Source organism: Kribbella koreensis (assembly GCF_039525325.1).
Classification (GTDB): domain Bacteria; phylum Actinomycetota; class Actinomycetes; order Propionibacteriales; family Kribbellaceae; genus Kribbella; species Kribbella koreensis.
The window spans coordinates 19,086-43,502 of record NZ_BAAAHK010000019.1 but is presented as its reverse complement, the minus strand read 5'-3'; the positions used below and the strand labels follow the sequence as shown (position 1 = coordinate 43,502).

25 protein-coding genes and 1 other RNA gene are annotated in these 24,417 nt (G+C 67.1%); 8 read left to right on the top strand and 18 right to left on the bottom strand.

Features of this window, described 5'->3' with window-relative positions; translation table 11 throughout:
• Positions 1 to 67 precede the first annotated feature (67 nt).
• Complete coding sequence (locus tag ABD116_RS34275) at positions 68 to 1,264, top strand: SGNH/GDSL hydrolase family protein (protein WP_343980205.1); 1,197 nt, start codon at positions 68 to 70, stop codon at positions 1,262 to 1,264.
• Between the two features lie 137 nt (positions 1,265 to 1,401).
• On the opposite strand, the gene ABD116_RS34270 is transcribed toward ABD116_RS34275, so the two are convergent.
• Positions 1,402 to 2,052 (bottom strand): O-methyltransferase, encoded by a 651-nt coding sequence (locus ABD116_RS34270; protein ID WP_343980202.1) that lies wholly within the window; start codon positions 2,050 to 2,052, stop codon positions 1,402 to 1,404.
• A gap of 59 nt (positions 2,053 to 2,111) precedes the next feature.
• On the opposite strand from ABD116_RS34270, the gene ABD116_RS34265 reads away from it, so the two are divergent.
• On the top strand, positions 2,112 to 2,684 hold the full coding sequence (locus tag ABD116_RS34265) for a TetR/AcrR family transcriptional regulator (RefSeq protein WP_343980199.1): 573 nt from the start codon (positions 2,112 to 2,114) through the stop codon (positions 2,682 to 2,684).
• 51 nt (positions 2,685 to 2,735) lie between these two features.
• Here ABD116_RS34265 and ABD116_RS34260 read toward each other — a convergent pair whose 3' ends face one another.
• From ABD116_RS34260 to ABD116_RS34210, 11 genes are all read right to left on the bottom strand, one after another.
• Complete coding sequence (locus ABD116_RS34260; RefSeq protein WP_343980197.1) at positions 2,736 to 5,042, bottom strand: M4 family metallopeptidase; 2,307 nt, start codon at positions 5,040 to 5,042, stop codon at positions 2,736 to 2,738.
• A gap of 315 nt (positions 5,043 to 5,357) precedes the next feature.
• Positions 5,358 to 5,600, bottom strand: a complete 243-nt coding sequence (locus ABD116_RS34255) for a hypothetical protein (protein ID WP_343980195.1) — start codon at positions 5,598 to 5,600, stop codon at positions 5,358 to 5,360.
• Positions 5,597 to 6,046, bottom strand: coding sequence for a MarR family transcriptional regulator (locus tag ABD116_RS34250; protein ID WP_343980192.1), 450 nt, complete (start codon positions 6,044 to 6,046; stop codon positions 5,597 to 5,599). The genes ABD116_RS34255 and ABD116_RS34250 overlap by 4 nt, the downstream gene beginning before the upstream one ends.
• A gap of 89 nt (positions 6,047 to 6,135) precedes the next feature.
• Positions 6,136 to 6,512: a transfer-messenger RNA gene (gene ssrA / locus ABD116_RS34245) on the bottom strand.
• Positions 6,513 to 6,610: 98 nt separating this feature from the next.
• Positions 6,611 to 7,168: a DUF1707 and DUF4870 domain-containing protein gene (locus ABD116_RS34240; protein ID WP_343980189.1), complete on the bottom strand. Its 558-nt coding sequence runs from the start codon at positions 7,166 to 7,168 to the stop codon at positions 6,611 to 6,613.
• A 99-nt stretch (positions 7,169 to 7,267) separates the two neighbouring features.
• A complete protein-coding gene (gene smpB / locus ABD116_RS34235; RefSeq protein WP_343980186.1) occupies positions 7,268 to 7,738 on the bottom strand; it encodes an SsrA-binding protein SmpB in 471 nt (156 codons plus the stop codon).
• 21 nt (positions 7,739 to 7,759) lie between these two features.
• Complete coding sequence (locus tag ABD116_RS34230; RefSeq protein ID WP_343980183.1) at positions 7,760 to 9,205, bottom strand: peptidoglycan DD-metalloendopeptidase family protein; 1,446 nt, start codon at positions 9,203 to 9,205, stop codon at positions 7,760 to 7,762.
• Positions 9,206 to 9,262: 57 nt separating this feature from the next.
• A complete protein-coding gene (gene ftsX / locus ABD116_RS34225) occupies positions 9,263 to 10,174 on the bottom strand; it encodes a permease-like cell division protein FtsX (protein ID WP_343980180.1) in 912 nt (303 codons plus the stop codon).
• 60 nt (positions 10,175 to 10,234) lie between these two features.
• The gene (gene ftsE, locus ABD116_RS34220) at positions 10,235 to 10,924 is read right to left on the bottom strand and encodes a cell division ATP-binding protein FtsE (protein ID WP_328320325.1); all 690 of its coding nucleotides are present in this window, start codon (positions 10,922 to 10,924) and stop codon (positions 10,235 to 10,237) included.
• Between the two features lie 198 nt (positions 10,925 to 11,122).
• Entirely contained in the window at positions 11,123 to 11,284 is a 162-nt protein-coding gene (locus tag ABD116_RS34215; protein WP_328320323.1) for a hypothetical protein, read from the bottom strand.
• Positions 11,277 to 11,657 carry a hypothetical protein gene (locus tag ABD116_RS34210; protein WP_343980176.1) on the bottom strand — a complete coding sequence of 127 codons (381 nt, stop codon included), beginning with the start codon at positions 11,655 to 11,657 and terminating at the stop codon, positions 11,277 to 11,279. Before ABD116_RS34210 ends, ABD116_RS34215 begins: the two co-directional genes overlap by 8 nt.
• 150 nt (positions 11,658 to 11,807) lie before the next feature.
• On the opposite strand from ABD116_RS34210, the gene ABD116_RS34205 reads away from it, so the two are divergent.
• A complete protein-coding gene (locus ABD116_RS34205; protein ID WP_343980173.1) occupies positions 11,808 to 12,857 on the top strand; it encodes a carbohydrate kinase family protein in 1,050 nt (349 codons plus the stop codon).
• Here ABD116_RS34205 and ABD116_RS34200 read toward each other — a convergent pair.
• A complete protein-coding gene (locus tag ABD116_RS34200; protein ID WP_343980169.1) occupies positions 12,775 to 14,010 on the bottom strand; it encodes an MFS transporter in 1,236 nt (411 codons plus the stop codon). The genes ABD116_RS34205 and ABD116_RS34200 overlap by 83 nt on opposite strands.
• Positions 14,011 to 14,248: 238 nt before the next feature.
• Between ABD116_RS34200 and ABD116_RS34195 the strand changes: the two genes are divergently transcribed.
• The 5 genes from ABD116_RS34195 to ABD116_RS34175 all read left to right on the top strand — a co-directional run bounded on the left by ABD116_RS34195 (position 14,249) and on the right by ABD116_RS34175 (position 20,222).
• Positions 14,249 to 15,529, top strand: coding sequence for an ABC transporter substrate-binding protein (locus ABD116_RS34195; protein WP_343980166.1), 1,281 nt, complete (start codon positions 14,249 to 14,251; stop codon positions 15,527 to 15,529).
• Positions 15,529 to 16,482, top strand: coding sequence for a carbohydrate ABC transporter permease (locus ABD116_RS34190; RefSeq protein ID WP_343980163.1), 954 nt, complete (start codon positions 15,529 to 15,531; stop codon positions 16,480 to 16,482). The genes ABD116_RS34195 and ABD116_RS34190 overlap by 1 nt, the downstream gene beginning before the upstream one ends.
• A gap of 1 nt (position 16,483) precedes the next feature.
• A complete protein-coding gene (locus ABD116_RS34185; protein WP_343980160.1) occupies positions 16,484 to 17,332 on the top strand; it encodes a carbohydrate ABC transporter permease in 849 nt (282 codons plus the stop codon).
• A gap of 21 nt (positions 17,333 to 17,353) precedes the next feature.
• Positions 17,354 to 18,709, top strand: a complete 1,356-nt coding sequence (locus ABD116_RS34180; RefSeq protein ID WP_343980158.1) for an FAD-binding oxidoreductase — start codon at positions 17,354 to 17,356, stop codon at positions 18,707 to 18,709.
• A 130-nt stretch (positions 18,710 to 18,839) separates the two neighbouring features.
• Complete coding sequence (locus tag ABD116_RS34175; RefSeq protein WP_343980154.1) at positions 18,840 to 20,222, top strand: polysaccharide deacetylase family protein; 1,383 nt, start codon at positions 18,840 to 18,842, stop codon at positions 20,220 to 20,222.
• Here the strand turns inward: ABD116_RS34175 and ABD116_RS34170 are convergent.
• The 5 genes from ABD116_RS34170 to ABD116_RS34150 form a co-directional block, all read right to left on the bottom strand.
• Entirely contained in the window at positions 20,219 to 21,211 is a 993-nt protein-coding gene (locus ABD116_RS34170; RefSeq protein ID WP_343980151.1) for a TIGR03842 family LLM class F420-dependent oxidoreductase, read from the bottom strand. The two genes, ABD116_RS34175 and ABD116_RS34170, sit on opposite strands and share 4 nt — an antisense overlap.
• 10 nt (positions 21,212 to 21,221) lie before the next feature.
• Positions 21,222 to 22,628: a dihydropyrimidinase gene (hydA, locus tag ABD116_RS34165; protein ID WP_343980147.1), complete on the bottom strand. Its 1,407-nt coding sequence runs from the start codon at positions 22,626 to 22,628 to the stop codon at positions 21,222 to 21,224.
• Positions 22,629 to 22,645: 17 nt separating this feature from the next.
• Positions 22,646 to 23,488 carry a nitrilase-related carbon-nitrogen hydrolase gene (locus ABD116_RS34160; protein ID WP_343980144.1) on the bottom strand — a complete coding sequence of 281 codons (843 nt, stop codon included), beginning with the start codon at positions 23,486 to 23,488 and terminating at the stop codon, positions 22,646 to 22,648.
• 90 nt (positions 23,489 to 23,578) lie between these two features.
• Positions 23,579 to 23,971, bottom strand: coding sequence for a hypothetical protein (locus ABD116_RS34155; protein WP_343980141.1), 393 nt, complete (start codon positions 23,969 to 23,971; stop codon positions 23,579 to 23,581).
• Positions 23,972 to 24,026: 55 nt separating this feature from the next.
• Positions 24,027 to 24,416, bottom strand: coding sequence for an Imm1 family immunity protein (locus ABD116_RS34150; protein ID WP_343980138.1), 390 nt, complete (start codon positions 24,414 to 24,416; stop codon positions 24,027 to 24,029).
• Between the last annotated feature and the right edge of the window lies 1 nt (position 24,417).

Sequence of the window (24,417 nt, the reverse complement as noted above, 5' to 3'; positions counted from 1 at the left end):
CATTCTCGCTGCACGGTGACCATCACGGGGTCCGAATGGTCGCCGCCGCCCCGGCGAGGAGGCCCTTGTGCCCAGACGACTTTCCTTGACCATCACCGCACTCACCCTGACGGCCGGCAGCCTGGTCGTCACCACCCCAGCAGCCCACGCGGACGGCCCCGGCACCGGTACGCCGTACGTCGTCACCGTCGGCGACTCGTACATCTCCGGCGAAGCGGGTCGCTGGGCCGGAAGCTCCAACGACTCCGAGACACCGGCCGACGCGCTCGGTGCCCACGCGTACCACGACAACGCGGCCGGTACCGCCGAGACGATCCCCCGCTGCCACCGCAGCAAGTCCGCGGAGGCCTACATCGGCGGCGGGGTCGGCGGACTCAATCTCGCCTGCTCGGGCGCGACGACCGGCACCACGACTGGGGACAACTTCAAACCCGGGCTCGACTTCTACGACGACGGCGCTGGTCATCTCGGTCAGGCCAAGCTGCTGCAGCAGTTCGCGACCGGGCACAACGTCAAGCAGGTGGTGGTGTCGATCGGCGGCAACGACTTCAACTTCGCGTCGGTCGTGCAGTCCTGCGTGACCGACTTCCTGACCTCACCGTCCTGGAACCCCGACTACTGCCGCGACGACTCATCCGTCGTCGCCAACTTCACCTCGGCCAACGTGACCGCGGTGCGCGGCCGGATCGCAACCGCCTTCCAGAACGTCCGTACTGCGATGCGCAACGCGGGCTATGGAGACACCGCGTGGACGCTGCTCGTACAGACGTACCCGTCCCCCATCCCTGCTGCTAGTGGCTTCCGTTACGGCCAATCCGGCTTCACCCGGCAGAGCGTCGGCGGCTGCGGCTTCTGGAACGCGGATGCGGACTGGGCCAACGCGACCGCCCTCCCCACGATCAACAGCACGGTGCGCGCCGCCATCGGCCAATCCGGCCTGACCAACACGCGCCTCCTCGAACTCCAGTCGACCTTCAACGGCCGACGCCTCTGCGAGAAGACAGTCGGCCTGTACGAAGAGGTAGGCCTCTCCTCCTGGACCCAGCCGACGGCTGTGGACCGCACCGAATGGGTCAACCAGATCCGCACGGTCACGACGGTCGGCTCCAACTACTTCATCCAGGAATCCATCCACCCCAACTACTGGGGCCAACTGGCCCTCCGCTCCTGCGTACGCCAGACCTACACCCAAAACCGAGGCGGCACCTGCACCATCGCCGGCACAGGCCTCCTCAACGCCGAACCCCGCATGACCCTGAACTAACCCCCACCGCCCCCGGCACGCGACGACCTGCGAGCCATTTGAGGGGATAACCCCGCAGATGGTGGGTTGCCTCGTCAGATACTGGCGAGGCAACCCACAAACTGAGGGGTTGCCCCCTCAAATGGGGGTCGGACGATTCAGGTGCGGCAGCTGATTTCCATGCCGTCTTCGACCGGGAACTCGGTGGTTACGTAGCCGTTGGTGGGGGTGCGGACGTAGGTGAGGTAGTCGGACATGGTGGTGAAGGTGATGTCGTCGGCGACGACCAGGGCGCCGGGGGCGAGGCGGTCTTCGAGGAGGCGGAGTACGGGGAGGCAGAGGTCTTTCCAGCCGTCCAGGAGGAGTAGGCCGATCGGGCCTGGGACGTCGGCGAGGGTGGTCAGGGCGTCGCCGGGGAGGATCTTCACCTGGTTCGCGACGCCGGCTTCGGTCAGGTTTGCTTGGGCGGCGGCGATCTTCGTCTCGCTCAGTTCGGTCGTCAGCACCTGGCCGATGCCGTTGTCGGCGACGGCGGCTGCGAGGTAGATGGTGGAGATGCCGTACGACGTACCGAACTCGACGACGGTCGTCGGCCGGGCGGCCCGGACCAGCGAATAGAGCAGGGCGCCTCCGGCCGCGGAGATCGGCATGTAGATGCCGGCGAGGGCGTCGGCGCGTTCCTGCGCGGTCGCCGACTCGTAGGAGAAGCCGTCGCCGCCGGGCGAACGTACGTCGTCATCGCGCTTGGCATCCTCGAAGAGGCGGTCGAGGACCTTCTGGACCGCGGGACTTTGCAGGGTGTTGGTCATGCTCGCTAGGCTAGACGCAACGTATGGTCTAGGCAAGAGACCATGGAGGAGGCAGGACTGTGCACCACGGGAACAGGCACGGGCGGAGCGAAGAGGCGCGGCAGGCAGTCCTCGAGGCGGCCGACGATCTGCTGGTGGAGAAGGGTTTCGCGGGCCTGACGGTCGAAGGGATCGCCACCCGGGCCGGCGTCGCGAAGCAGACGATCTACCGCTGGTGGCCGTCCAAGACGGAGATCCTGATCGAGGCGTTCGTCGACGACGCGGCGCAGTACCTGACCCCGCCCGACACCGGCGACCTGGCCACCGACCTCCGCCGCCACCTCGCCAGACTCGCCGACTTCCTCACCAAGACAGACGCCGGCGCAGTCTTCCGCGCCCTGGCAGGCCAGGCCCAGCATGACCCCACAGTCGCCGACCGCCTCCGCGCCGACCACCTGACCCACCAATGCGCCCGAGACAGCCAGCCCCTCCTCAACGCAATAGCCCGCGGCGACCTCCCCGCCACCACAGACGTCGACTCAGCCGTAGAACAACTCGTCAGCCCCATCTACTACCGAGTCCTCCTCACCGGCGAACCAGTCCCCCGCAAATACACCAACCACCTGGTCACCCAGTACCTGAGCCAGACATGACGAGGCCCCGGCAACCCATTGGGGAGTTGCCGGGGCCTCGCTTAACTCAGGTCAGCTCAGGTTCAGGCCCGTGTCGTCTACGACGAAGGAGGTCTGGAGGGAGCTGTCTTCGGTGCCGGTGAAGGTGATGGTGGACGTCGTGCCCGCGAGGGACGAGACGTCGAAGGACCGGAGCGTGTAGCCCGCGGCCTTGTTGAGGTTGGAGTACGTGGCCAGGGTGGTCGCGCCGGCCTTCACGGTCAGCTTGTCGTACTGGACCGTGGTGGTCGTCTCGGCCGTGTCGATGTGCAGCCAGAAGGACAGGGTCCCGTGGCAGCCGGCCGGGATGGTGACGGACTGGCTCAGCGTGTCGGTGTGAGTCGTTCCGTAGCCGTCGAGCCACGCCTTCTTGGCGCCGCCGTGAGCCGGCTGACTGGCGGAGCTGTCGATCACTCCGGCGGTAGCCGTCCAGGGTGCCGCCGTAGCGGATTCGAAGCCCGGGTTGCCCAGTACCTGACCGGAGCATCCGCCGCCGCCACCGGTGATGGTGAAGGTGAACGAGGTGCTACCGGATCCACCGGCACTCGCGGTCGCCGTTGCGGTGACGTTGTAGGTGCCGGCCGCGGTCGGCGTACCGGAGATGGTGCCGGTCGACGAACCGATCGTGATGCCGCCCGGCAGGCCGGTGGCCGACCAGGTGTACGGCGCGGTGCCGCCGGTGGCCGTCAGCGTGAACGACGCGATCGCGGTACCGACGACGCCGGACTTGTTGCCCGGGTTGCCGACGGTGACGCCGCCGCTGACGCTGCAGGTCGGGTCAGCGGCCTGCGCCGGAACGCTCACCGCGTCCCACGCCGCCTTGACGGTGTTGAACTCGGTGCAGCTGCCCGGGTACAGGTTCTTGGCAGCGGTCAGCGTCCAGGTGCGGTACTTCAGGTACGAGCTGCTGCTCGTCTTCATCAGCATCGCGTTGTACATGATCTTGATGGCCTTCTGGATGCCCAGACCGGTCACCGTCGAGCTGTTGCAGGTCGGCACGTTCGGGCTGCCGCCGCTGCCCTGGGACAGCAGCACGAACCAGTGGTTACCCGGACCGGCCGCCGCGTGCACCTCGGTGCCCGGGATCGAGCTCGAGTAGCAGTTGGGGTCGCCGAGCGCCGACGGGTCGTACATGTTGCGGATCGGGCCGCTGCCGACCAGGTTGACCTCTTCGCCGACCAGGAAGTCCGGCGGGTCGTACGAGGCGCCCTGGTTGCTGTAGAACTCGGTGGCCGCGCCGAACGTGTCGGCGACGAACTCCTGCGTTCCCGAACCCGAGATGCCACCCGGGGTGTGGTCGTCGATGCCGTGGCCCATCTCGTGCGCCAGAACGTCGATCGAGCCGATCCAGGCGCCGGCGGTGTTCTTGCCGATCTGGACCTGGGAACCGTCGTAGTACGCGTTCTGGTCGTTCAGGCCGACGCGGATCGGCCAGGCGCCGCCCGAGCCGTCCATGGCGTTGCGGCCGAGCCAGTCGTTCAGCATCTTCTTCTCGGTCTGGGCGGCGAAGAGCGCGTCGACGCAGCCCGTCTCCTTGTTCGTACCGACGCCGTTGCCCCAGACGTCGTCCGGACCGCTGAACGTGGTGTTGTTCGCCGCGTCCTGGCAGGACAGGTTCGTCGTGCCCGGGTCCTTCATCGAGTACGTGCTACCGGTCAGCGTGGTCGCCAGGGTCAGCGGGGCGGGCCCGCTGTAGACGCCCGTACCGGTGCCGGCCATCACGTGCTCCTTGGTACCGAGCACCTTGCCGGAGGCCGCGTCGACGTACACCGACAGGCTGGACGGCTCGTGGCCGTTGCTGCCGGTGACACGGGACTGCCAAGCCAGCTTGGGGGTACCGCTGAGGGCGTACACGGCCAGCGTCGGCGTGGTGCTGGAGGTGACGACCTTGAGTTGCTTGGTCGCGGTCGCCTTGGCGGTCGCGGCGCTGATACCGGCCTTCGTCGCTAGGTCGGGGATAGCGGTGGTCTGAGCGACCGAGGTTGCCTTGACGGCGCCGTCTCCGTCGGTGACGACGACGAAGTCACCGCCGATGACGGGCAGGCCCTTGAAGGTCCGCTCGTACGGGACGTACTGCAGCCCGGACGGTTCGGAGATCACGGGCTTTGCGATGAAGCTGTCCGACTTGCCGGCATGCAACGCGGCAGGACGGGCCGCCACCAGCGACGTCGCGGTCTTGGCCGCGAACGCCTTCGACTGGGCCTGTGTCGGCCGTGGTGGCGGTGCCGCGCCCGGCGCGGCGCTGGAGGCCGAGGTCCCCAGCGCGGCAGCGGTGGCTACCGAGAGGCTGAGGATCGCCAGAACGGTGGCGGGTTTACGGGAACGCTGAAACAAGACCATCGGTGTGGTCCCTTCGCGAAAATGGTGCTGGGCGGATCGCGCAACGCCGGGCTGGCAGGCAGCTGCACCAATCTCCGCCTGGAACGCACCGGCTCCCCACCCGACGTGCTGCAGGTCCTCACCTTCGTTTACCGTCCGGTAGAGCGCGCGGACGGACACTATGCCCGCGCATATTCCCCGGCAAGGCGCGGAAATGCCGCTGGCACCAACACGCCAAGTGACCACGTTGTCACGGTCCGGACATCGCTTTCCTGACCCGCTGGACAGGACATAGTCCGCCCGCGGCCGCCACTTTCCGGCGGTTTTCCTCGTGGGTCAGCGGTGGGCGGTAACGCGGGGGTGGTCGCGCCAGGCGGGCATGGTGGCCATGTAGGCGAGGGTGTCGGCTTCGATCTTCTCGCGGGGGTCGCCGGGGTTGCGGCGTTCCTGCCAGGAGACCATCGAGGCGAACCGGGTGTCGAAGTCCTGGAGGTTGCCGTCGGCATCTACGCAGTGTTCGCAGTACCGGCCGCTCTCGATCGGCATGCTGCAGCTCTCGCAGCTGGTGGTCGTGGTCATCGCGGGTCTCCGTTCGTTCGTACCAGGGTTGAGAGGGTGGTGAGCAGGCCGGCCCGGTCGCCGGGGGCCAGGGCGGCGAACGCCTCGGCCAGGGCTGGGACGCTGAGGACGTCGCGGTCAGCGCGGAGTACGGCGAAGCCATCGGGCGACAGCCACACCAGCGTGCGGCGCCGGTCCTCCGGATCGCGCTCCCGCTCCAGCACGCCCTTGGACTCGAGCTGAGTGACGATGTCGCTGACCACCGACTGCGCCCGATCCAGATGCAGCGCGATGTCACCAACCGTCAACGGCCCGGTCTGCGAAAGATGCTGCAACACGGCCCGGCTGGCCCCCGACATCTCACTCCGCTTCCCGTCCCGCCGGTGAAACCGCAGATACGTCTCCCGGAACAGATCGGCGAACGCCTGAGCGTCCTCGTCAACAGTGCTCACACGCAGAATCTCCATCGCCACAGATCCATCGTCAATCCCGATGGAATCCGCCCGGACAGGCGAGAAGGCCGGCCCCCGAGGGGACCGGCCTTCTCAACTCATAGGGGTGGAGGTGGCGGGAATCGAACCCGCGTCCTTCAGCGTCGCTCCAAGACTTCTCCGGGCGCAGTCTGCAAAATCGTTGTTCTCAGCCCCAGCACTCGTGCAGACACGTTGCTGACAGACTCATTCGCTGTAAATGTCCCGCGTCAACCCCGCGACCGGGTTGACGAAGCAAGCTTCCTAGCTGAGGCCAGGAACCGGGTCGGAAGCACCCCCGGGCTGACCGCTTCTTTTAGCTCAGGCCGTCAGGCGGCGAGAGCGAAGCTCTGCTGATTTGCATCGGCAGTTATTTTTTTCCAGAGATCGTTAACGAGATAACCCTGGATCCTCGGCCCGCTTCTCATGGAACGTACGTCCAAAGTCGAAACCGTTCACCCCCTGTTGAGTTGTCAAACCTCCGCGGACCGATAGCGCTCTGACTGTCCGCAGAAGACCAACACTACCAAGTACAACCAGTCACCCGCACGTGGGATTCCCTCAGTGGATCATGCGGAGGGTGAAGGGGTAGCGGAAGTCGGAGCCGAGCAGGGCCGCGATGCCGCCGATGCCGGTCAGGACGAACCAGACCAGGCCGACGAGCGGGAACAGGAAGCCGGTGAAGCCGCCGGTCACCCCGGTCACGATGCCCAGCAGGGCGAAGAGGCCGAAGGCGCTGAGCTGGAAGTTCAGCGCCTCCACCGCGTGCTTGCGGATGACCGGGTTCTGCTTGCCCGCGCCGGCCGCGACCAGCGCCGGGCCGACGAAGAAGGTGGGGAACCCGAGCCAGTGCGTGACCAGCCCCATCCCGCGCCCTTCCGACTGCCGGGCCGGTAGCGGCGGCCGGGTGAAGGCCGCGGGAGCGAAGGTCGGGACGGGCCGGGAGACGAGGCCGTCGAAGGTGCCGTTCAGCTCGGCCCGAGTCCGCGACTTGAGCGCCAGCTCCAGCCTGGTGTCGAACTCGAACCGGTCCAGGCGCCCGTCGGCGTACATCTCTTGAAGAATCTCGACGGCGCGGTCCCGTTGGGCCGGCGTCACCAGCAGGTCTGAAGTGGACATGCCTTCAGCCTGCCCCGCACCGGACGGCGACCCCATAGGGTGACGCCCGGAGCGGCCCCTGAGCAGACCCCCGCCCGCCCTCAGCAAGGCCGCCCAGTACTACCCCCGGCGGCGGTCGCTGAGTGCGCGCTGTGCCTCGCGGTCGGCCTGGCGCTCGGCCAGGGCGTGCCGCTTGTCGTAGTCCTTCTTGCCGCGCCCGGTGGCCAGCTCGACCTTCGCGTACCCGTCCTTGAAGTACAGCGACAGCGGGATCAGCGAGACGCCCTGCTGCTCGACCGCTTTGATCAGCTTCTGCATCTCGTCCTTGTGCAGCAGCAGCTTGCGGGTCCGCCGGGGCTCGTGGTTGGTCCACGTGCCGTGCGTGTACTCCGGGATGTGCATGTTCTGCAGCCAGAGCTCGCCGCCGCGCACCGACGCGAAGGCGTCGACGAGGGAGGCCCGACCCAGCCGCAGGGACTTCACCTCGGTCCCGGTCAGCACGAGTCCGGCCTCCACCACGTCGTCGATGTGGTAGTCGTGTCGCGCCTTACGATTCTGCGCGATCGGCTTGTGGCCGGTCTGTTTCACCATCCGACCAGTATCTCAGACCACTCACAGCCACTTCATCGGATTAACCACGTTGCCGTCCTGGTAGACCATGAAGTGCAGGTGACAGCCGGTCGAGTAGCCGGTCGTCCCGACGTACCCGATCACCTGGCCCTTCTTCACCCGCTGGCCGACGTGGACGTTGTACTTCGACAGGTGGTTGTAGACCGTGGTGATCGACGATCCGTCGATCACACCGTGTGACACGAACAACCGGTTGCCGTAGCCGCCGTTGTAGTACTTGTCCGTGACCCGCCCACTGGCCGCCGCGTGGATCGGCGTACCGCAGCCGGCGCCGAAGTCGGTGCCGTCGTGCAGCTTCCAGATGTGCAGGATCGGGTGGAACCGCATCCCGAACGGCGAGGTGATGTAGGTGTTGATCGGGTAGCTCAGCCCCGACGAGTTGTCCGGCGGATCATCCGGGATGCTCCGCGGCGGCCGGTGCTCCTTGCGCGCCTTCTCCCGCTCGGCCTTCTGGCGGGCGGCCTTGCGACGCGCCGCGGCCTCCCGCTCCGCCTTCGCCCGGGCGACCAGGATGCGCTGCACCCGGTTCCGCTCCGCGACCAGTGAGTTGTACTGCGCGAGGTCGGCGTTCTTGTCCCGCTGCGCCGCCTGGTACGTCGTCAGCTTCGCCTGGGCCAGCCGTGCCGCCTCAGCCTTGTCGGCGGCGACCTGCAACGTCAACGCGGTGACGTCCTTCACCGTCTGCGCTGCTTCGGCACGCTGCGCCGACACGGCCTTCTCGGCCGCGACCAGCTTGGCCCGCTTGTTCGCGAGTTGCGCCTGGGCGTCGTTCAGCCGGGTGATCGTGTTGCTCTGGATGCCGAACACGTTGCGCTGCACCTGGATGCCGTTGGCGACATCGGCCGGCGAGGCGCCCTGCAGCACGATCGACAGCCCGACCAGGCTGTTCTGCTGCTGGAACGCCGACTGCGCCGCACGGCCGGCCAGCCGGCGCTGCTTGTAGATCGCCAGCTCGCCGTCGTCGACGTCGGCGATCGCCGTCTGCAGCGCCGCCTCGGCCTCCCTGAGCTTGCCCGCGGCAACCTGATCGGCGGCCTTCGCGGCGGCGAGCTTGCCCTGCGCAACGGCGTACCGGATCTGGACGGCCTTGTACTGCGTCTCGGCCTGGTTGTACGCGGCAACGGACTGCGCGACCTGGTCGGTGGACTCTTTCAGGTCGGCGCGCGACTCGTTGATCTGCGAGTCGAGCTGCTTCTTCTTCGCGGCGGGGTCCGGTGGGTCCGCCTGGGCAGACGGGACCACCGCCAGTGCTCCGGCGGACATTGACAGGACAACGCAGCAAGCGGCGATGACCGTCTGCCGATGCGGCGAACCGCGCAGGCGTTGCCTGGCGGAGCGCTGAACCGGTACGGCGGCGGCGCCGATGCTGTCGTCTCGCTTGATGCTCCCCCGCTTGCGCGGGTTCGCACCGGGGAAGTGCGGGACCACAGTCGACCCCTTGCTATGGGTGATGGTGACGTGCTACTGCACGATAAGTCACCCAGGTCAGACTTTGAGGTATTTCCGCGTTGTCAGGAATGTCGGGATGATCGCCAGCACCAGACCGACCACGACCATGATGAGCGTGGCCCGGAAGGTTTCGGCCGCGCCGACCCACTGCCAGACCCGGAACGTCTCCTCGGCCTGTCTCTTCACGAACAGGAAGACGCCGAGCCACAAGGTGCCGCAGGCAAGGACCGCGCCGAGCAGGGCGGCCAGGATCGCCTCCAGCAGGAACGGCAGCTGGATGTAGAAGTTCGAGGCGCCCACCAGACGCATGATCCCGATCTCCCGTCTCCGGGCGTACGCCGCCAGCCGGATCGTGTTGGAGATCTGCATCAGCGCGGCGACCAGCAGCAACCCGGCGGCCGCCAGGGTCGCCCATTTCAGCTGGTTCAGCGCCTTGAAGAGTGGATCGAGATACTGTCTCAGGTCCTGCACGGTGTCGACGCCGGGCAGCCCGGCGACCGCGCTGACCAGGTTCTGGTAGCGCTGTGGATCCTTCAGTTTGACCCGGAAGGACTCCTGCATCTGGTCCTCGGTCACCGTCGAGACGATCGGCGAGTCCTTGTAGAGCTTCTTGAACTGATCGAAGGCTTCCTTCTTCGACTCGCCGAAGACGCCTTCGGGCGCGGTGTCCGGGTTCGACTCGATCACCTGCTTGATCCGGTTCTTCTGCTCCGTGGTCACCTCGGCGCCCGAGCAGCCGCGGCCGCCGGAGTCCTTGGTGCAGAGGAAGACCGAGATCTGGATCTTGTCGTACCAGTTCCCCTTCATCAGGTCGACCTGCTCGCGGGCGAGCAGCGCGCTGCCGAACAGCGACAGCGAGACCCAGATGGTGACCACGACGGCGATCGTCATCGAGAGGTTCCGGCGCAGGCCGATGCCGAGGTCGGAGAGGATGTAGTTCAAGCGCATCAGTCAGTCAGTCCCTGTAATCAGCCCTGATCGGCCCGGTCCGGGCAGGTCAGGCAGCGGTCAGTGCTGGTAGCCGTAGACGCCGCGCGACTCGTCGCGGACGACATGGCCGTTCTCCAGCTCGATCACGCGCTTGCGCATCTGGTCGACGATCGAGACGTCGTGGGTGGCCATCACCACGGTCGTCCCGGTCCGGTTGATCCGGTCCAGCAGCTTCATGATGCCGACCGACGTCCCGGGGTCGAGGTTTCCGGTCGGCTCGTCGGCGATCAGGATCATCGGCCGGTTGACGAAGGCCCGGGCGATCGCGACCCGCTGCTGCTCACCGCCGGACAGCTCGTCCGGCATCCGGTCCTCCTTGCCGTCCAGACCGACCAGCTCGAGCACCTCGGGCACCGTCTTGCGGATGTGCGAGCGGGGCTTGCCGATCACCTGCAGGGCGAAGGCGACGTTCTCCGCGACGGTCTTGTTCGGCAGCAGCCGGAAGTCCTGGAAGACGGTGCCGATCTGCCGGCGCATCTGCGGGATCCGCCAGCTGGCCAGCCGGTTCAGGTCCTTGCCCGCCACCATGATGTGACCCTTGGTGGTCCGGTGCTCGCGCAGGACGAGGCGCAGGAACGTCGACTTGCCGGAACCGGAGGTACCGACCAGGAAGACGAACTCGCCTTTTTCGATCTCGACGTCGACGTTCAGCAGGGCAGCCTTGGACTGGCCCTCGTACGTCTTGGAAACATTCTCGAAGCGGATCACGTGAGATTCCGGCCGTGGTCGGGAACAGGGAGTGACACAACGGTGTCCACGAAGGCACCGTACGCCACCGGAGCGGCCGTCGATCAGTGTAGGGGCTCCACCAGCGTGCTCCGACAAGGCGTGCCGCACCGTCCGCTAACCGGTGTTGGAGCTCCGGTACTACGTGACGCCAAGCCCAGCCCGCGTGGGTAGTACAAGTCAGGCAGGAGCCGGGGCGCCGGGACCTGTCTCGGGACGCGCGCTCGCGATCCGCGCCACGCCGGCGTCGGGCTTGCGGCCGGCCTTGCGGGCGGCCTCCACGTGCAGCCGTGCCAACTCGACGGCCTGGCGGGAGACCTTGACGGTCTTCTTCTCACCCATCGGCACTGTCTCCCTCGATCACGTCCGCGCCCTCTTCGGCAATATCAGCGTACGCGGCCGAGCCGACCCGGTCGATCGCCACGGCGGCCGTCAGCGCGGCGACCAGGTCGTAGTCCTCGGGCTGTAACAGTTCCGATCTCATCAGTGAGCGCAGCGTCACCACACCGGCGTCCGTGCCGGCCTCGTCGCCGGCGAGGATCTGCTCGACCGCCCAGCGGACCATCCGCATCGTCTCCTCGCGGTGCCGCCAGGTGTCCAGCTCGCGATCGGACTTGCGGGTCAGGTAGCCACCCAGCGCCACCCCGCCGAGCGCGATGAACGGGCTCAGCACGGTCGCGATCACGCCGATCACGCCGATCCAGGTCGGGATCACGAACACACCCCAGAACTCATCGCGTTCCTCCCAAATCCATGGTGATGGCCGGTCGATGATGCTACGAAGGACAGCACATCATCAGCCACCGACAATGCCGCCCCGCCACCGCCCGGCCGCCCGGCCGTCACCGAAGGAGCGAGTGTCACCGTGAAGGACGAACCGGACTGCTACGACGTGTTCGTACAGGGGACCGTGTTCCTGGACATCGTGCTGACCGGCCTGGAGTCCGCCCCGACCACCGGGACCGAGATCTTCGCCGAGGGGATGGGGTCGTGCCCCGGCGGCGTCGCCAACTTCGCCATCGCCGCCAGCCGGCTCGGCCTGCGCAGCGGCCTGGCCGCCGTCTTCGGCGACGACGTGTACGCCGACTTCTGCTGGCGCACGCTCGCCGACCAGGAGGGCGTCGACCTGTCGCACTCGCGCCGGATCGGTCACTGGCACTCACCCGTCACGGTCTCGATGTCGATCGACCGGGACCGCGCGATGGTCACCCACGCGCACGACGCGCCGGGCGACCCGAGCAAGCTGGTCGGCCCGGGACTGCGGACGCGGTCGGCGATCGTGCCGGTCGCGGAGGAGCTGCCGAGCTGGACCGCCGAGGCCCGCGAGTCGGGTGCATTGCTCTTCGGCGATGTCGGCTGGGATCCCACCGAGTCCTGGTCCCCCGCCGTGCTCGACGTACTCGAGGGCTTCCACGCCTTCACGCCGAATGCGGGTGAGGCGATGGCCTACACCCGCACCGACACCCCGAAGGCCGCTCTCCACAAGCTCGCCGAGAGGGTCCCCCTCGCCGTGGTCACCAACGGCTCCGACGGCGTACTGGCCATCGACTCCCTGACAGGCGAAGAGGAGCACATCCCAGCCCTCCCCGTCCGCTCCTACGACCCCACCGGCGCAGGCGACGTCTTCCTGGCCTCGCTGGTCCTAGGCACCCTCCGAGGCTGGCCCCTGGCCCACCGCCTAGCCTTCGGCAACCTCTGCGCCGGCCTCTCGGTCCAGCACTTCGGCGGCTCCCTGGCGGCCCCCGGCTGGGGCGACATCATCGACTGGGTCCGCGACCACAGCCGCTCCCGCCCCGGCGACGTAGACCCCGAAATCCTCCGCCACTACACCTTCATCGGCGACGTCCTCCCCGCCGGCCCAGTCCCCATAGTCCGCCGAGCCAGCGCCACCATCGCCCGCCTCTCGGACGCATAACCACCAGTACTACGCACGCCAGCAACACGGCTCCGGCGAAGGAGCCGTGGGATGGGGTGGTCTGGTCCAGGGCTAGGCCCGCCAGGGAGGAGCCGGCTGAGCTGCCTATGTTGTTGGCGGTGTTGATCCAGGTGCTGGCTTCGGTGCGTTGGTGGGCGGGAGTCAGGTCGTCGGAGGCTAGGTAGGAGACGACGTAGAGCGGGGCTATCGCTAGGCCGGTGCACGCCATTACTGCGCCTAGTACGAGCAGGTTGGTCGTTAGGGAGGCTGCTAGTAGGCCGGTGGCTAGTAGGGCGATCAGGACGGCCAGGTGGGTGTGCGGGGATCTGGTGTGGTTGCGGCGGGCCCAGAGGAGGCCGCCTATGACGCTGCCTACGCCGATGCCTGCTTCTAGGTAGCCGGCGGCTCCTGGGCGGCCTTGGGATTGGGCTACTGCGGCCAGGCAGATGTACGCGACGCTGATGCCGGCTGCGGTGGCCATGATGATCAGGAGGATGCGGCGGAGTCCGCCGATCGTCAGGGGCCCGAGTAGGTGCTGCTTGGGTGGGGTTGGGCTGGTGTGCCGGGCGTAGGGGTTGGTGACCATCAGGAGGGTGCCGACCAGCAGCAGGATGGCAGTACAGGTCAGCGCCAGGCGCGGGGACCAGAGGGTGATCAGTACGCCGGTGAGCAGCGGCCCGAAGAGGTACAGGGTCTCCTCGCAGATCGCGTCGAGGGCGTAGGCGCGTTCCTTGAGTTCGGAGCCCTCGGTGATCAGTCGCCAGGTCGCGCGCATCGACGGGCCGAGTGGTGGCGCGAAGAGGCCGGTGATGCCGACCATGGTGATCAGGAACGCGGCGTTCGTAGTACGGGCTGAAGCGGTCAGGCCCAGGCCGAGTGCGCACAGCAGCGCCAGGACCGGGAGGACGCGGCGCTGGCTGAAGCGGTCGACCAGGCGGGCCTTGAGCGGCATCGACAGGGAGGCCAGGCCGAAGGCGGCGACGGCGGGGCCCGCGGTCGCGAACGAGTCGGTTGATTGTTGAACGGTGAACAGGGCAGACAGCGGGAGCAGACCGTAGGCCAGCCGGCCGAACAGCGCGGGCACGAAAGTGCGCAGCGCGTGCGGCAGCAGCAGGACGTCACGGTAGCTCCCGGCACGGGTTGTGCCAGGCATGAGAAGGCGCTCCTAGAAAGCCCCGGCTCCGTCAGCGGAGCGGGGTACGAAATGGGCTCGGCGACTGCGAGCGCTCTCTAGGCACGGGGAGCTGACACGGCACGAAGCTTAGCGGAGAAACCTGTCAGGGAAGTTGCTTTTTCACCGGCGGAAATGGCGCGACGTCAACCCCCTGCGGTCGTAGGGTCGGAGGGCTGCGTGGCTCGGGGCCGCGCCGGGACTGCGGAGGTACGTCGAGATGCCAAGCGCGGGTGGATTCAACCGTCGGAAGTTCCTGGCTGTGGGTGGCGGGCTGGCCGCGATGGCGGTCGCGAGCTGTGGCTCCAACACCGGGCGAGCGTCCGACAGTGGATCGAGTGGTGGCAAGCCGGCGCTGGCGCAGTGGTACCACCAGTACGGCGAAGCGGGCACCCAGCAAGCCGTGGAGAAGTACGCCAAGGCCTACCCCGATGCCACCGTGACCGTGCAGTGGTCGCCCGGCGACTACGACAAGAAGACAGCGTCGGCGCTGCTCACCGACGGCGGGCCGGACGTCTTCGAGTACGTCAACGGCCCGAGCATCGACATGATCAAGGGCGGCCAGGTCGTCGACCTGACCGACCTGCTCGGTGACACCAAGTCCGACTTCACTCCGTCGCTGATCGCCCGGATGACGTACCAGGGCAAGCTGTACGCGATCCCGCAAGTGACCGACATGCAACTGCTCGTCTACCGCAAGAGCCTGCTCTCGGCCGCCGGCATCCAGCCGCCGACGACCGTCGACGAGCTGATCGCCGCCGCCAAGAAGCTCACCACCGACAAGGTGAAGGGCCTGTTCGTCGGCAACGACGGCGGTGTCGGCATCCTCGGTGGACCGGCGCTCTGGTCGGCCGGCCTCGACTACCTCAAGGACGACAACACCTTCGGCTTCGACGACCCGGCCGCGGTCGAGTCGCTGCGCAAACTGCGCGAGCTCTTCACCAGCAAGGCCTTGTTGCTCGGGGCACCGACCGACTGGTCCGACCCGTCGGCCTTCACCCAGGGACTGACCGCGATGCAGTTCACCGGGCTGTGGACCTTCCCGCAGATCCAGAAAGCGCTGCCGGACGACTTCGGCGTACTGCCCTGGCCCAAGCTGAACAGCACGACCGGCGCACCCAGCGTGCCGGTCGGCGCCTACGGCTCGGTGGTCAGTGCCAAGTCGAAGAACGTCGACGCCGCCAAGAAGTTCGTCAAGTGGCTGTGGGTGGACCAGACCGAGGACCAGCTCGACTTCGCCCAGTCCTACGGCTTCCACATCCCGGCCCGCAAGAGCCTGGCCGAGAAGGCGGACAAGCTGAAGTCCGGCCCGGCCGCCGACGCGGTCAAGTTCGTCAACGAGAACGGGCACGCCCAGACCCCGCTGCTCTGGACGCCCAAATCCGGTACCGCGTACTCCGACGCCCTCAACCGCATCATCAAGAACGGCTCCGACCCGGCCACCGAGATCAAGGCCGTCAAGGCGATCGTCGAAGCGGAACTCAAGCGCGTAGCAGGCTGATGACTGCGTCGATACCATCCCCACCCCACCGCCCCGGTCGGGTAAGCACCAGGCTGCGTGGCCGCCACGACCGCAATCTCTGGTTCGCCGTCTTCGTCGGCCCCTTCGTCCTGGGGCTGGCCGTCTTCGTCTACGTCCCGATCCTGTGGTCGGTCTGGCTGAGCTTCTTCAACGCGCACAACACCGTCACGCCGACCGAGTTCGTTGGCCTGGGCAACTATCTCGACATGCTGAGGGACGAGGCCTTCCGCTCCAGCCTGCTCACCTTCGTCGTCTTCGCGCTGTTCATCGTGCCGGCCACCTTCGTCGCGTCCCTCGGCCTGGCCCTGCTGGTCAACCGCGCCCGCTTCGCCAAGACCTTCTTCCGCTCGGTCTTCTTCCTGCCGACCGCCTGCTCCTACGTCGTCGCCTCGCTGATCTGGAAGCTCTCGATCTTCTCCGGCGTCCGTTTCGGCCTGATGAACACGGTTCTCGGCTGGTTCGGCATCGACCCGATCGCCTGGCTCTCGGTCACACAACCACCGTGGTACTGGCTGGTCATCGTCACCGCCCGGATGTGGCTGCAGGCCGGCTTCTACATGATCCTCTTCCTGGCCGGCCTGCAACGGATCTCGCCGTCGCTCTACGAAGCCGCCGCGATCGACGGAGCGACAGGCTGGAAGGTGCTCCGCTTCCTCACCCTCCCCCAGCTCCGCGCCACCTCGACCGCAGTACTGCTGCTCCTTCTGATCAACGCATTCCAAGCCTTCGACGAGTTCTACAACCTGCTGTCCAGCTCCGGGCAATACCCGCCGTACGCCCGCCCGCCCCTCGTCTACCTGTACTACGCAGCCCTCGGCCAGGGCCAGGACTTCGGCCACGGCAGCGCCGGAGCCGTGATCCTCACGCTGCTCATCGCCCTGGTCGCACTAGGCCAAGGACGCTTCCTGGGACTCGGCCGGAGGGAGGACTGAGATGGCGGTGATCCAGCGATCGCGCACGGACAAGACGGGCAGCGTTCTGCGGTACGTCGTGCTGGCGATCGGCGCACTCCTGTTCCTGCTGCCCTTCTATCTCCTGATCCGCAACGGCTTGTCGACCGAGCAGGACATCACCTCCCCGGACTGGAAGCTGTTCCCGTCGACGCTGCACTGGAGCAACGTCGCGGACCTGTTCGACGACCCAGCCGTGCCGATGTTCAGATCGCTGGTCAACTCGCTCGTGATCGCGGTCGTCCAGACGATCGGCGTCCTGGTCATCTCCGGCCTGGCCGGCTACGGCCTGGCCCGCATTCCGTTCCGCTATGCCGACGCGGTCTTCTACTTCATCGTGGCGACGCTGCTGATCCCGGCGGCGGTGACCTTCGTCCCGAGCTTCGTGCTCGTCTCGTCGCTCGGCTGGGTCAGCACCCTGCGCGGCCTGATCATCCCGGGCCTGTTCCAGGCGTTCGCGACGTTCCTGTTCCGGCAGTACTTCCTCAACTTCCCGCGCGAGCTCGAAGAGGCCGCGGCGCTGGACGGTACGGCGTACTGGGGCACCTTCTGGCGGATCGTCGTACCGAACTCGAAGGGCTTCGTCGCCGCCATCGCCACGATCACCTTCATCGGCTCCTGGAACGCGTTCCTGTGGCCTCTCGTGATCGCACCCGACAAGTCCGCGTGGACCGTACAGCTCGCGCTGTCCACCTTCCTCACCGCCCAGACCATCAATCTCCCCCAGCTGTTCGTCGCGGCCACAGTCGCGATCCTGCCGCTGGTGGTGATGTTCGTGTTCCTGCAGCGCTGGATCGTCGAAGGCGTCGAGCGCTCCGGAATCAGCGAGTAACCCCTGCACAAGAGAGGCATCATGACCCTGATCGACCAGCTCCGCGACTCCATCACCGGCCCTGTCCTGGGCCCGGCCGACGACGACTTCGCCGCGGAGGTCGCGGCGTGGGTCCTCAGCACCCAGCACACCCCCGACATTGCCGTCGGCCTCACCTCGGAAGAGGACGCCGCAGCCCTCGTCCGCCTCGCAGCAGCCGCCGGTACGCCGGTACGCGTGCTCGCCTCCGGCCACGGCTCGGCCGTCGCCGTCACCGACGGCATCCTCGCCACCACGTCGCGTCTAACCGGCGTGACCATCGACCCCGAGACCCGGATCGCGCGCATCAACGCCGGCTGCCGCTGGGCCGACGTGATCGAGGCGGCCGGCGAGCACGGCCTCACCCCCATCACCGGCGCGTCGGCCAACGTCGGCGTCATCGGCTACACGCTCGGTGGCGGTCTCGGGCCGCTCTCCCGGACGTACGGATTCTCCTCGGACTGGGCTCGCGGCTTCCGGGTCGCGGTCGCCTCGGGCGAGGTGGTCACGGCCAGTGCGACCGAGAACCCGGATCTGTTCTGGGCGCTGCGCGGCGGCAAGGGCGGCTTCGGCATCGTCACCTCGATGGACTTCGAGCTGGTCGAGCTGTCCACGATCTACGGCGGCTCGGTGTTCTTCGACGCTCCGCAGATCGCGAGCGCGGTGCCGACCTGGATCGAGTGGACCAAGACGCTGCCCGAGACGGCGACCTCGTCGTTCGTCGTCCTGCGGCTGCCACCGATGGAGTTCATCCCGGAGCCGTTGCGCGGCAAGACCGTGATCAGCGTGCGGTTCGCCTTCGTCGGCGACGCGGCCGAGGGTGAGCGGCTCTTCCAGCCGATCCGCGACATCGGGCCGACCATCATCGACGCGGTGTCGCAGATGCCGACGACGGCGATCGCGACCATCCACAACGACCCGACCGACCCGAGCCCGTCGTGGGACCGCGGGCTGCTGCTGAACGAGCTCGACGCGGACTTCGCCAAGACGTTCCTCGACGTGGCCGGGCCGGACCAGCAAGTTCCGTTCGTCGCCATCGAGATCCGGCACCTCGGCGGGGCGACCAAGCGCGACGTACCGGAGGGCAGCGCGGTCGGTGGGCGCGGCGGTGCGTACACGTTCTTCATGGCCGGCGTCCCGGACCCCAGCCTGTTCGCCACGGTCCTGCCGCCGGCGGCCGACGCGATCCTCACCGCGATCGGTCCCTGGACAGCGGCGGAGACGACCATCAACTACGCGGGCGGCCTGACCGTGCCCGGCGTCTACGAGGCGTCGTGGCCCGCCGCAACGTTCGCGCGGCTGGCGGAAGTACGGGCTACGTACGACCCGAACACGCTCTTTCCCTACGGCCCCGCGTAAAACGCTCACATGAGCAGGGAATGAATACCTGACCGAACTCTGGTCGACGTCGTTGCCAAGTCGTAACCTCTGCTGTGGAGGGTCTCCCTGGGGGCAGGAGCGAGACCCGGCACCAAATGGGGGATAGACCATGCGTCACCGCTTCGCCCTGCTCTGCGCCGCGGTCGCGCTGGCTGCCGGATCGCTCGTCGCGATCATCCAGCCGGCCACCGCGGCAACCAACACCATCGTCAGCCTGACCTTCGACGACGGTCAGGCGTCCCACATCGACACCCTGCCGATGCTGCAGTCGCGCGGGATGCGCGGGACGTACTACATCAACTCGGGCTGGGTCGGTGACTCCGACTACTACATGACCTGGCCGCAGATCCACCAGCTCGCCGACGCGGGCAACGAGATCGCCAGCCACAGCGTGCACCACACCGTCCTGACCAGGGTCAGCCAGACGACCGCGATGCATGAGGTGTGCGACGACCGGGCCAACATCGTTGCCCAGGGCTTCCCGGCGCCGGTGTCGTTCGCCTATCCGGAGGCCGAGTACAACAGCACCGCCGAGCAGATCGTCCGCAACTGCGGCTTCACCAGCGCCCGTGGCGTCGGTGGCGTCAGCGAGGACGGCTGCGACCAATGCCCGTACGCCGAATCGGTGCCGCCGGTGGATCCGATGGCACTGCAAACGCCCCAATCGCCCGATGAGAACACGACGGTCGCGCAACTCCAGTCGTATGTGACAGCGGCCGAGACGCATGGCGGCGGCTGGGTCGTACTCACCTTCCACGGGGTCTGCTCCGACCGGTGCACCGATGAGCTGTCGTTCAGTACGGCGAAGTTCACCGCGTTCCTCGACTGGCTGAAGGCGCGAGAGGCCAATGGCACCGTCGTCCAGACGGTCGGCGACGTGATGGGCGGGGTGCCGGTCACACCTCCGCCGCCGGGTCCGCCGACGACGAGCATCGCTTGTGGTGGGACGACGTGCTCGACCGGCTGGTACCGGAGCAGCTCGGTGGATGTTGCGCTGAGCACGTTCGATCCGGACGGCTCGGCGGTCGCCTCGACGCGGTACACGACGGATGGGACCGACCCGGTTTCGAGTGCTACCGCTGTCGCTTACACCGGGCCGTTCGCGGTATCCGGGCCTTCGACCACGGTCCAGTACTACTCGACGGATGTGGACGGGCATGCGGAGCCGGTGAAGTCTGCGCTGATCCAGATCGACGCGGTGGCGCCGACGGTCGCACTGACGAGTCCGCTCGCCGACTCGTCGTACCGGCGGGGGACGTCGATCCCCCTGGCGGCGACCGCCGACGACGCTGGTGGGTCAGGGATCGCGCGGGTCGTCTTCCGGGACGGTTCTTCGACCCTCAGAACGGACACGTCGGCGCCGTACAGCTGGAGCTGGGCGACCTCGAGCAACGCGCGGACCGGCCCTCACGTTCTGACAGCCGTGGCAACCGATGTCGCCGGCAACACCGTCACCTCGGCATCGGTGACCATCAACATCACCAGGCGCTAGAGGCTCGGGATGATCTGCTTGCCGTAGGCAGCCAGTGTTTCTTCCTTCGCGTCATGTTGGAGGTAGACCGCGAACTGGTCGACGCCGAGTGACTTGAGCTCCTCGAGCCGGGCCAGATGGTTCTCGACCGGCCCGAGGAGGCAGAACCGGTCGACGACTTCGTCGGGCACGAAATCGGTGTGGGTGTTGCCCGCCCGGCCGTGCTCGGCGTAGTCGTAGCCCTTGCGACCGGCGATGTAGTCGGTCAGCGCCTTCGGCACCCCGCCGTCGGCGCCGTAGCGCTCGACGATGTCCGCGACGTGGTTGCCGACCATGCCGCCGAACCAGCGGGTCTGGTCGCGCTGGTGCTGCAGGTCGTCTCCGACGTACGCCGGGGCTGCCACGCAGAAGGTGATCTTGTCGGGGTCACGGCCGGCCTGCTCGGCGGAGCGGCGTACCGCCGAGATCATCCATTGCGCGATATCGGGGTCGGCGAGCTGGAGGATGTAGCCGTCGCCGACCTCGCCGGTCGCCTGCAGCGCCTTCGGACCGTACGCCGCGACCCAGACCTCGAGCTTGCCGTCCTCGACCCAGGTGAACTTGAGCTGCTGGCCGCGGTACTCGACCGTCCGGCCGGCCGCCAACTCGCGCACGACCTCGACGCACTGCTTCATCTCGGCGATCGTGCCCGGTTTGGCCCCGAGCGTGCGCAGCGCCGAGTCGCCGCGGCCGATCCCGCAGACCGTGCGGTTGCCGAACATCTCGTTCAGGGTGGCGAACTGCGAGGCGATCACGGTCCAGTCGCGGGTGCCCGGATTGGTGACCATCGGGCCGACGACGACGCGTTCGGTCGCGGCCAGGATCTGGCTGTAGATGACGAACGGCTCCTGCCAGAGCAGGTGCGAGTCGAACGTCCAGACGTAGTCGAACCCGGCCGCCTCGGCCTTGACCGCGAGGTCCACCACCGCGGACGCGGGCGGATCGCACTGGAACACCACTCCGAAGTCCACGGTTCTCCTCTTAGAGCAGGTACGACGAAAGGCCGCGCTTCAGGTACCGGCCACGACCCTTGCGGCCATGGTAGTTGCCATCAGCCACGATCACCTCGCCGCGCGAGATCACTGTGCCCACCCGGCCCGCGATCTCTACCCCTTCGTACGCCGAGTAGTCCATGTTCATGTGATGGGTCTCGACACTCAGGCGCGTTGTCCCCTGCGGGTCGTAGATCACGATGTCGGCGTCCGAGCCGGGCGCGATGATGCCCTTCTGCGGATAGAGCCCGAACATCCGGGCCGGTGTCGTCGCGATCGTCTCGACCCAGCGCTCGAGGCTGAGCTGACCGTCCACGACGCCTTGGTAGATGAGGTCGACGCGGTGCTCGACGCCGCCGATACCGTTGGGGATCTTGGAGAAGTCGCCGAGCCCCAGTTCCTTCTGGTCCTTGAAGCAGAACGGGCAGTGGTCGGTCGAGACGACTGCCAGATCGTTGGTCTTGAGGCCCTTCCACAGGTCCCTGGCGTGGTGCTCGTGCTTGCTGCGCAATGGCGTCGAGCAGACCCATTTGGCGCCTTCGAAGCCGGGCGCGCCCAATTGGTCTTCGAGGGTCAGATACAGGTACTGCGGGCAGGTCTCCGCGAAGACGTTCCGGCCGTCGTTGCGCGCTGCCGCGACGGCCTCGAGGGCACCGCTCGCCGACAGGTGCACGATGTAGAGCGGGCAGTCCTGCGCGACCTCCGCCAGAGTGATCGCGCGGCTCGTCGCCTCGGTCTCCAGCGCGGCCGGCCGGGTGATCCCGTGGTAGATCGGGTCGGTCTCACCGCGGGCGAGGGCCTGCTGGACGAGGACGTCGATCGCGATCCCGTTCTCCGCGTGCATCATGATCATCGCGCCGTTCTCGCGCGCCGTCTGCATCGCCCGCAGGATCTGCCCGTCGTCGGAGTAGAAGACGCCCGGGTAGGCCATGAACAGCTTGAAGCTGGTGATGCCCTCGTCCGTGACCAGCTGGTCCATCGCCTTCAGCGACTCGTCGTCGACGCCACCGAGGATCATGTGGAACGCGTAGTCGATGTGACAGTTGCCATCGGCCTTCGCATGCCAGGCAGCGAGCCCGTCCTGCACGACCTCACCGGTGCGCTGGACGGCGAAGTCGATGATCGTCGTCGTACCACCCCAGGCCGCCGCCCGGGTCCCCGTGTCGAAGGTGTCGCTGGCCGCCGTACCGCCGAACGGCAGCTCCATGTGGGTGTGCGCGTCGATCCCGCCCGGGATCACATACTTGCCGGTGGCATCGATCACCTCGTCGGCGGTCACCTCTTGCCGGTACCCGGAGTCGAAGAGCGCGACGATCTTCTCCCCGTCGACCAGCACATCAGCCTTCTGGGCACCCGTCGGCCCGACGACCGTCCCGCCCTTGACCAGCAACGACATCGGCTTGTCCCCTTCGGCTACGGCTTGGTCAGATCCCCATAAGCATCCGGCCGGCGATCCCGGTAGAACTGCCACCGGTCCCTGACCGTGTCGAGCAGGCTCAGATCCAGATCCCGCACGATCAGCTCGGGGTCATGATCATGCCCGACCTCCCCCACGAACTTCCCCTCCGGATCCACGAAGTACGACGACCCGTAGAAGTCGTTGTCCCCGAACTCCGACTCGATCCCCACCCGGTTGATGGCCCCGATGAAGTACTCGTTGGCCACCGCACTCGCCGGCTGCTCCAGCTTCCACAGATACGACGACAACCCGCGACTCGTCGCCGACGGATTGAACACGATCTTCGCCCCCGCCAACCCCAACGCCCGCCATCCCTCAGGAAAGTGCCGGTCGTAACAGATGTAGACCCCGATCCGCCCGACGGCGGTGTCGAACACGGGATAACCCAGATTGCCCGGCCGGAAGTAGAACTTCTCCCAGAACCCGTTCACCTGAGGAATATGGTTCTTCCGGTACTTCCCGAGGTACTTGCCATCAGCATCGATCACCGCGGCGGTGTTGTAGAGGACACCGGCCTGCTCCAGCTCGTACATGGGCAACACCATCACCATGCCAAGCTCCTTGGCCAACGCCTGGAACCGCTCGGTGGTAGGCCCCGGCACACTCTCGGCATACTCATAAAACTTGGGATCCTGCAGCTGGCAGAAGTAAGGCCCGTAGAACAGCTCCTGGAAGCAAATAACCTTGGCTCCAGCCGCCGCAGCCTGCCGCGCATACTCCTCATGCGCCTTGGTCATCGACTCCTGATCACCGGTCCAGTTCGTCTGAACCAGCGCCGCCCTGACTATGTCCGCCACCTGAGACCTCCCTAGCCGAGCCCCCATGCTCCATCCGCCAACCACCCCCAGTCAACGACCTCAGGAAAAGAGCGCCGGCCCCCGCACCCCTCAGAGCGCAACCCTCTCGACATCGATTGCCCCCGCACCCCAAACGACGTCCTTCCCATCAACCACCCACATCGCCGCCGACACCCGCCCAGCCAGCCGCCCCACCACCTCGACGAACAACTCCTCCCACCGACACTCCACCGAACACACCGCCACCGCCCGCAGATCAGGAATCACCACCCCCTCACCACCCGGCACCAGCACCACATCCGGGCCCTCAAGAAAGTCCCGATCCTCGTACTCCCCGAACACGGTGAGAACCCGCCCGCCCCCATCCACCAACTGCACCATCGGATCCTGCCCCCACGCGCACACCGCCCCCTCAGCAGACAGCACCGCCACGATCTCCTCGAAGAACCCCTGATCCAACGAGATCAGATACGCACCCTTCACCCACTACCTCCCCAACCAGCCCACGACCGTCGTATCCCCGACAGCCAGCCCCGCCCTAGTACTGCCGCTCCCACACCTGCCCCTGGTCGAGCCGGCCGTTCTCCCAGAAGGCCTTCAGCGCAGCCAACGCCTGCCCCTCGCTGACCACCTGCCTGGCCTCGAACACCCCCGGCTGCCCACCCGCCACCACCTCGACGCTTCCCGCCCCGGCATCCGGCACGATCAGGTTGTAGAAGTCCTCATCGCCCAGGTCGGCGTACAACACCAACCCCCTGCCCGCATCTCCCCCAACCGCCATATGCGCGAGTCCCCGAACCAGCGTCAGGATCGTGCGGTCGTACCCGTCGAGCGCCTTCATGGCCTCCGCGACGTCTTCCCATGCCGGCGTCTCGACGTCCTCCATGCCATCCCCACCCAACTCGAGGGCATGCCGTGGCTCAGCCATG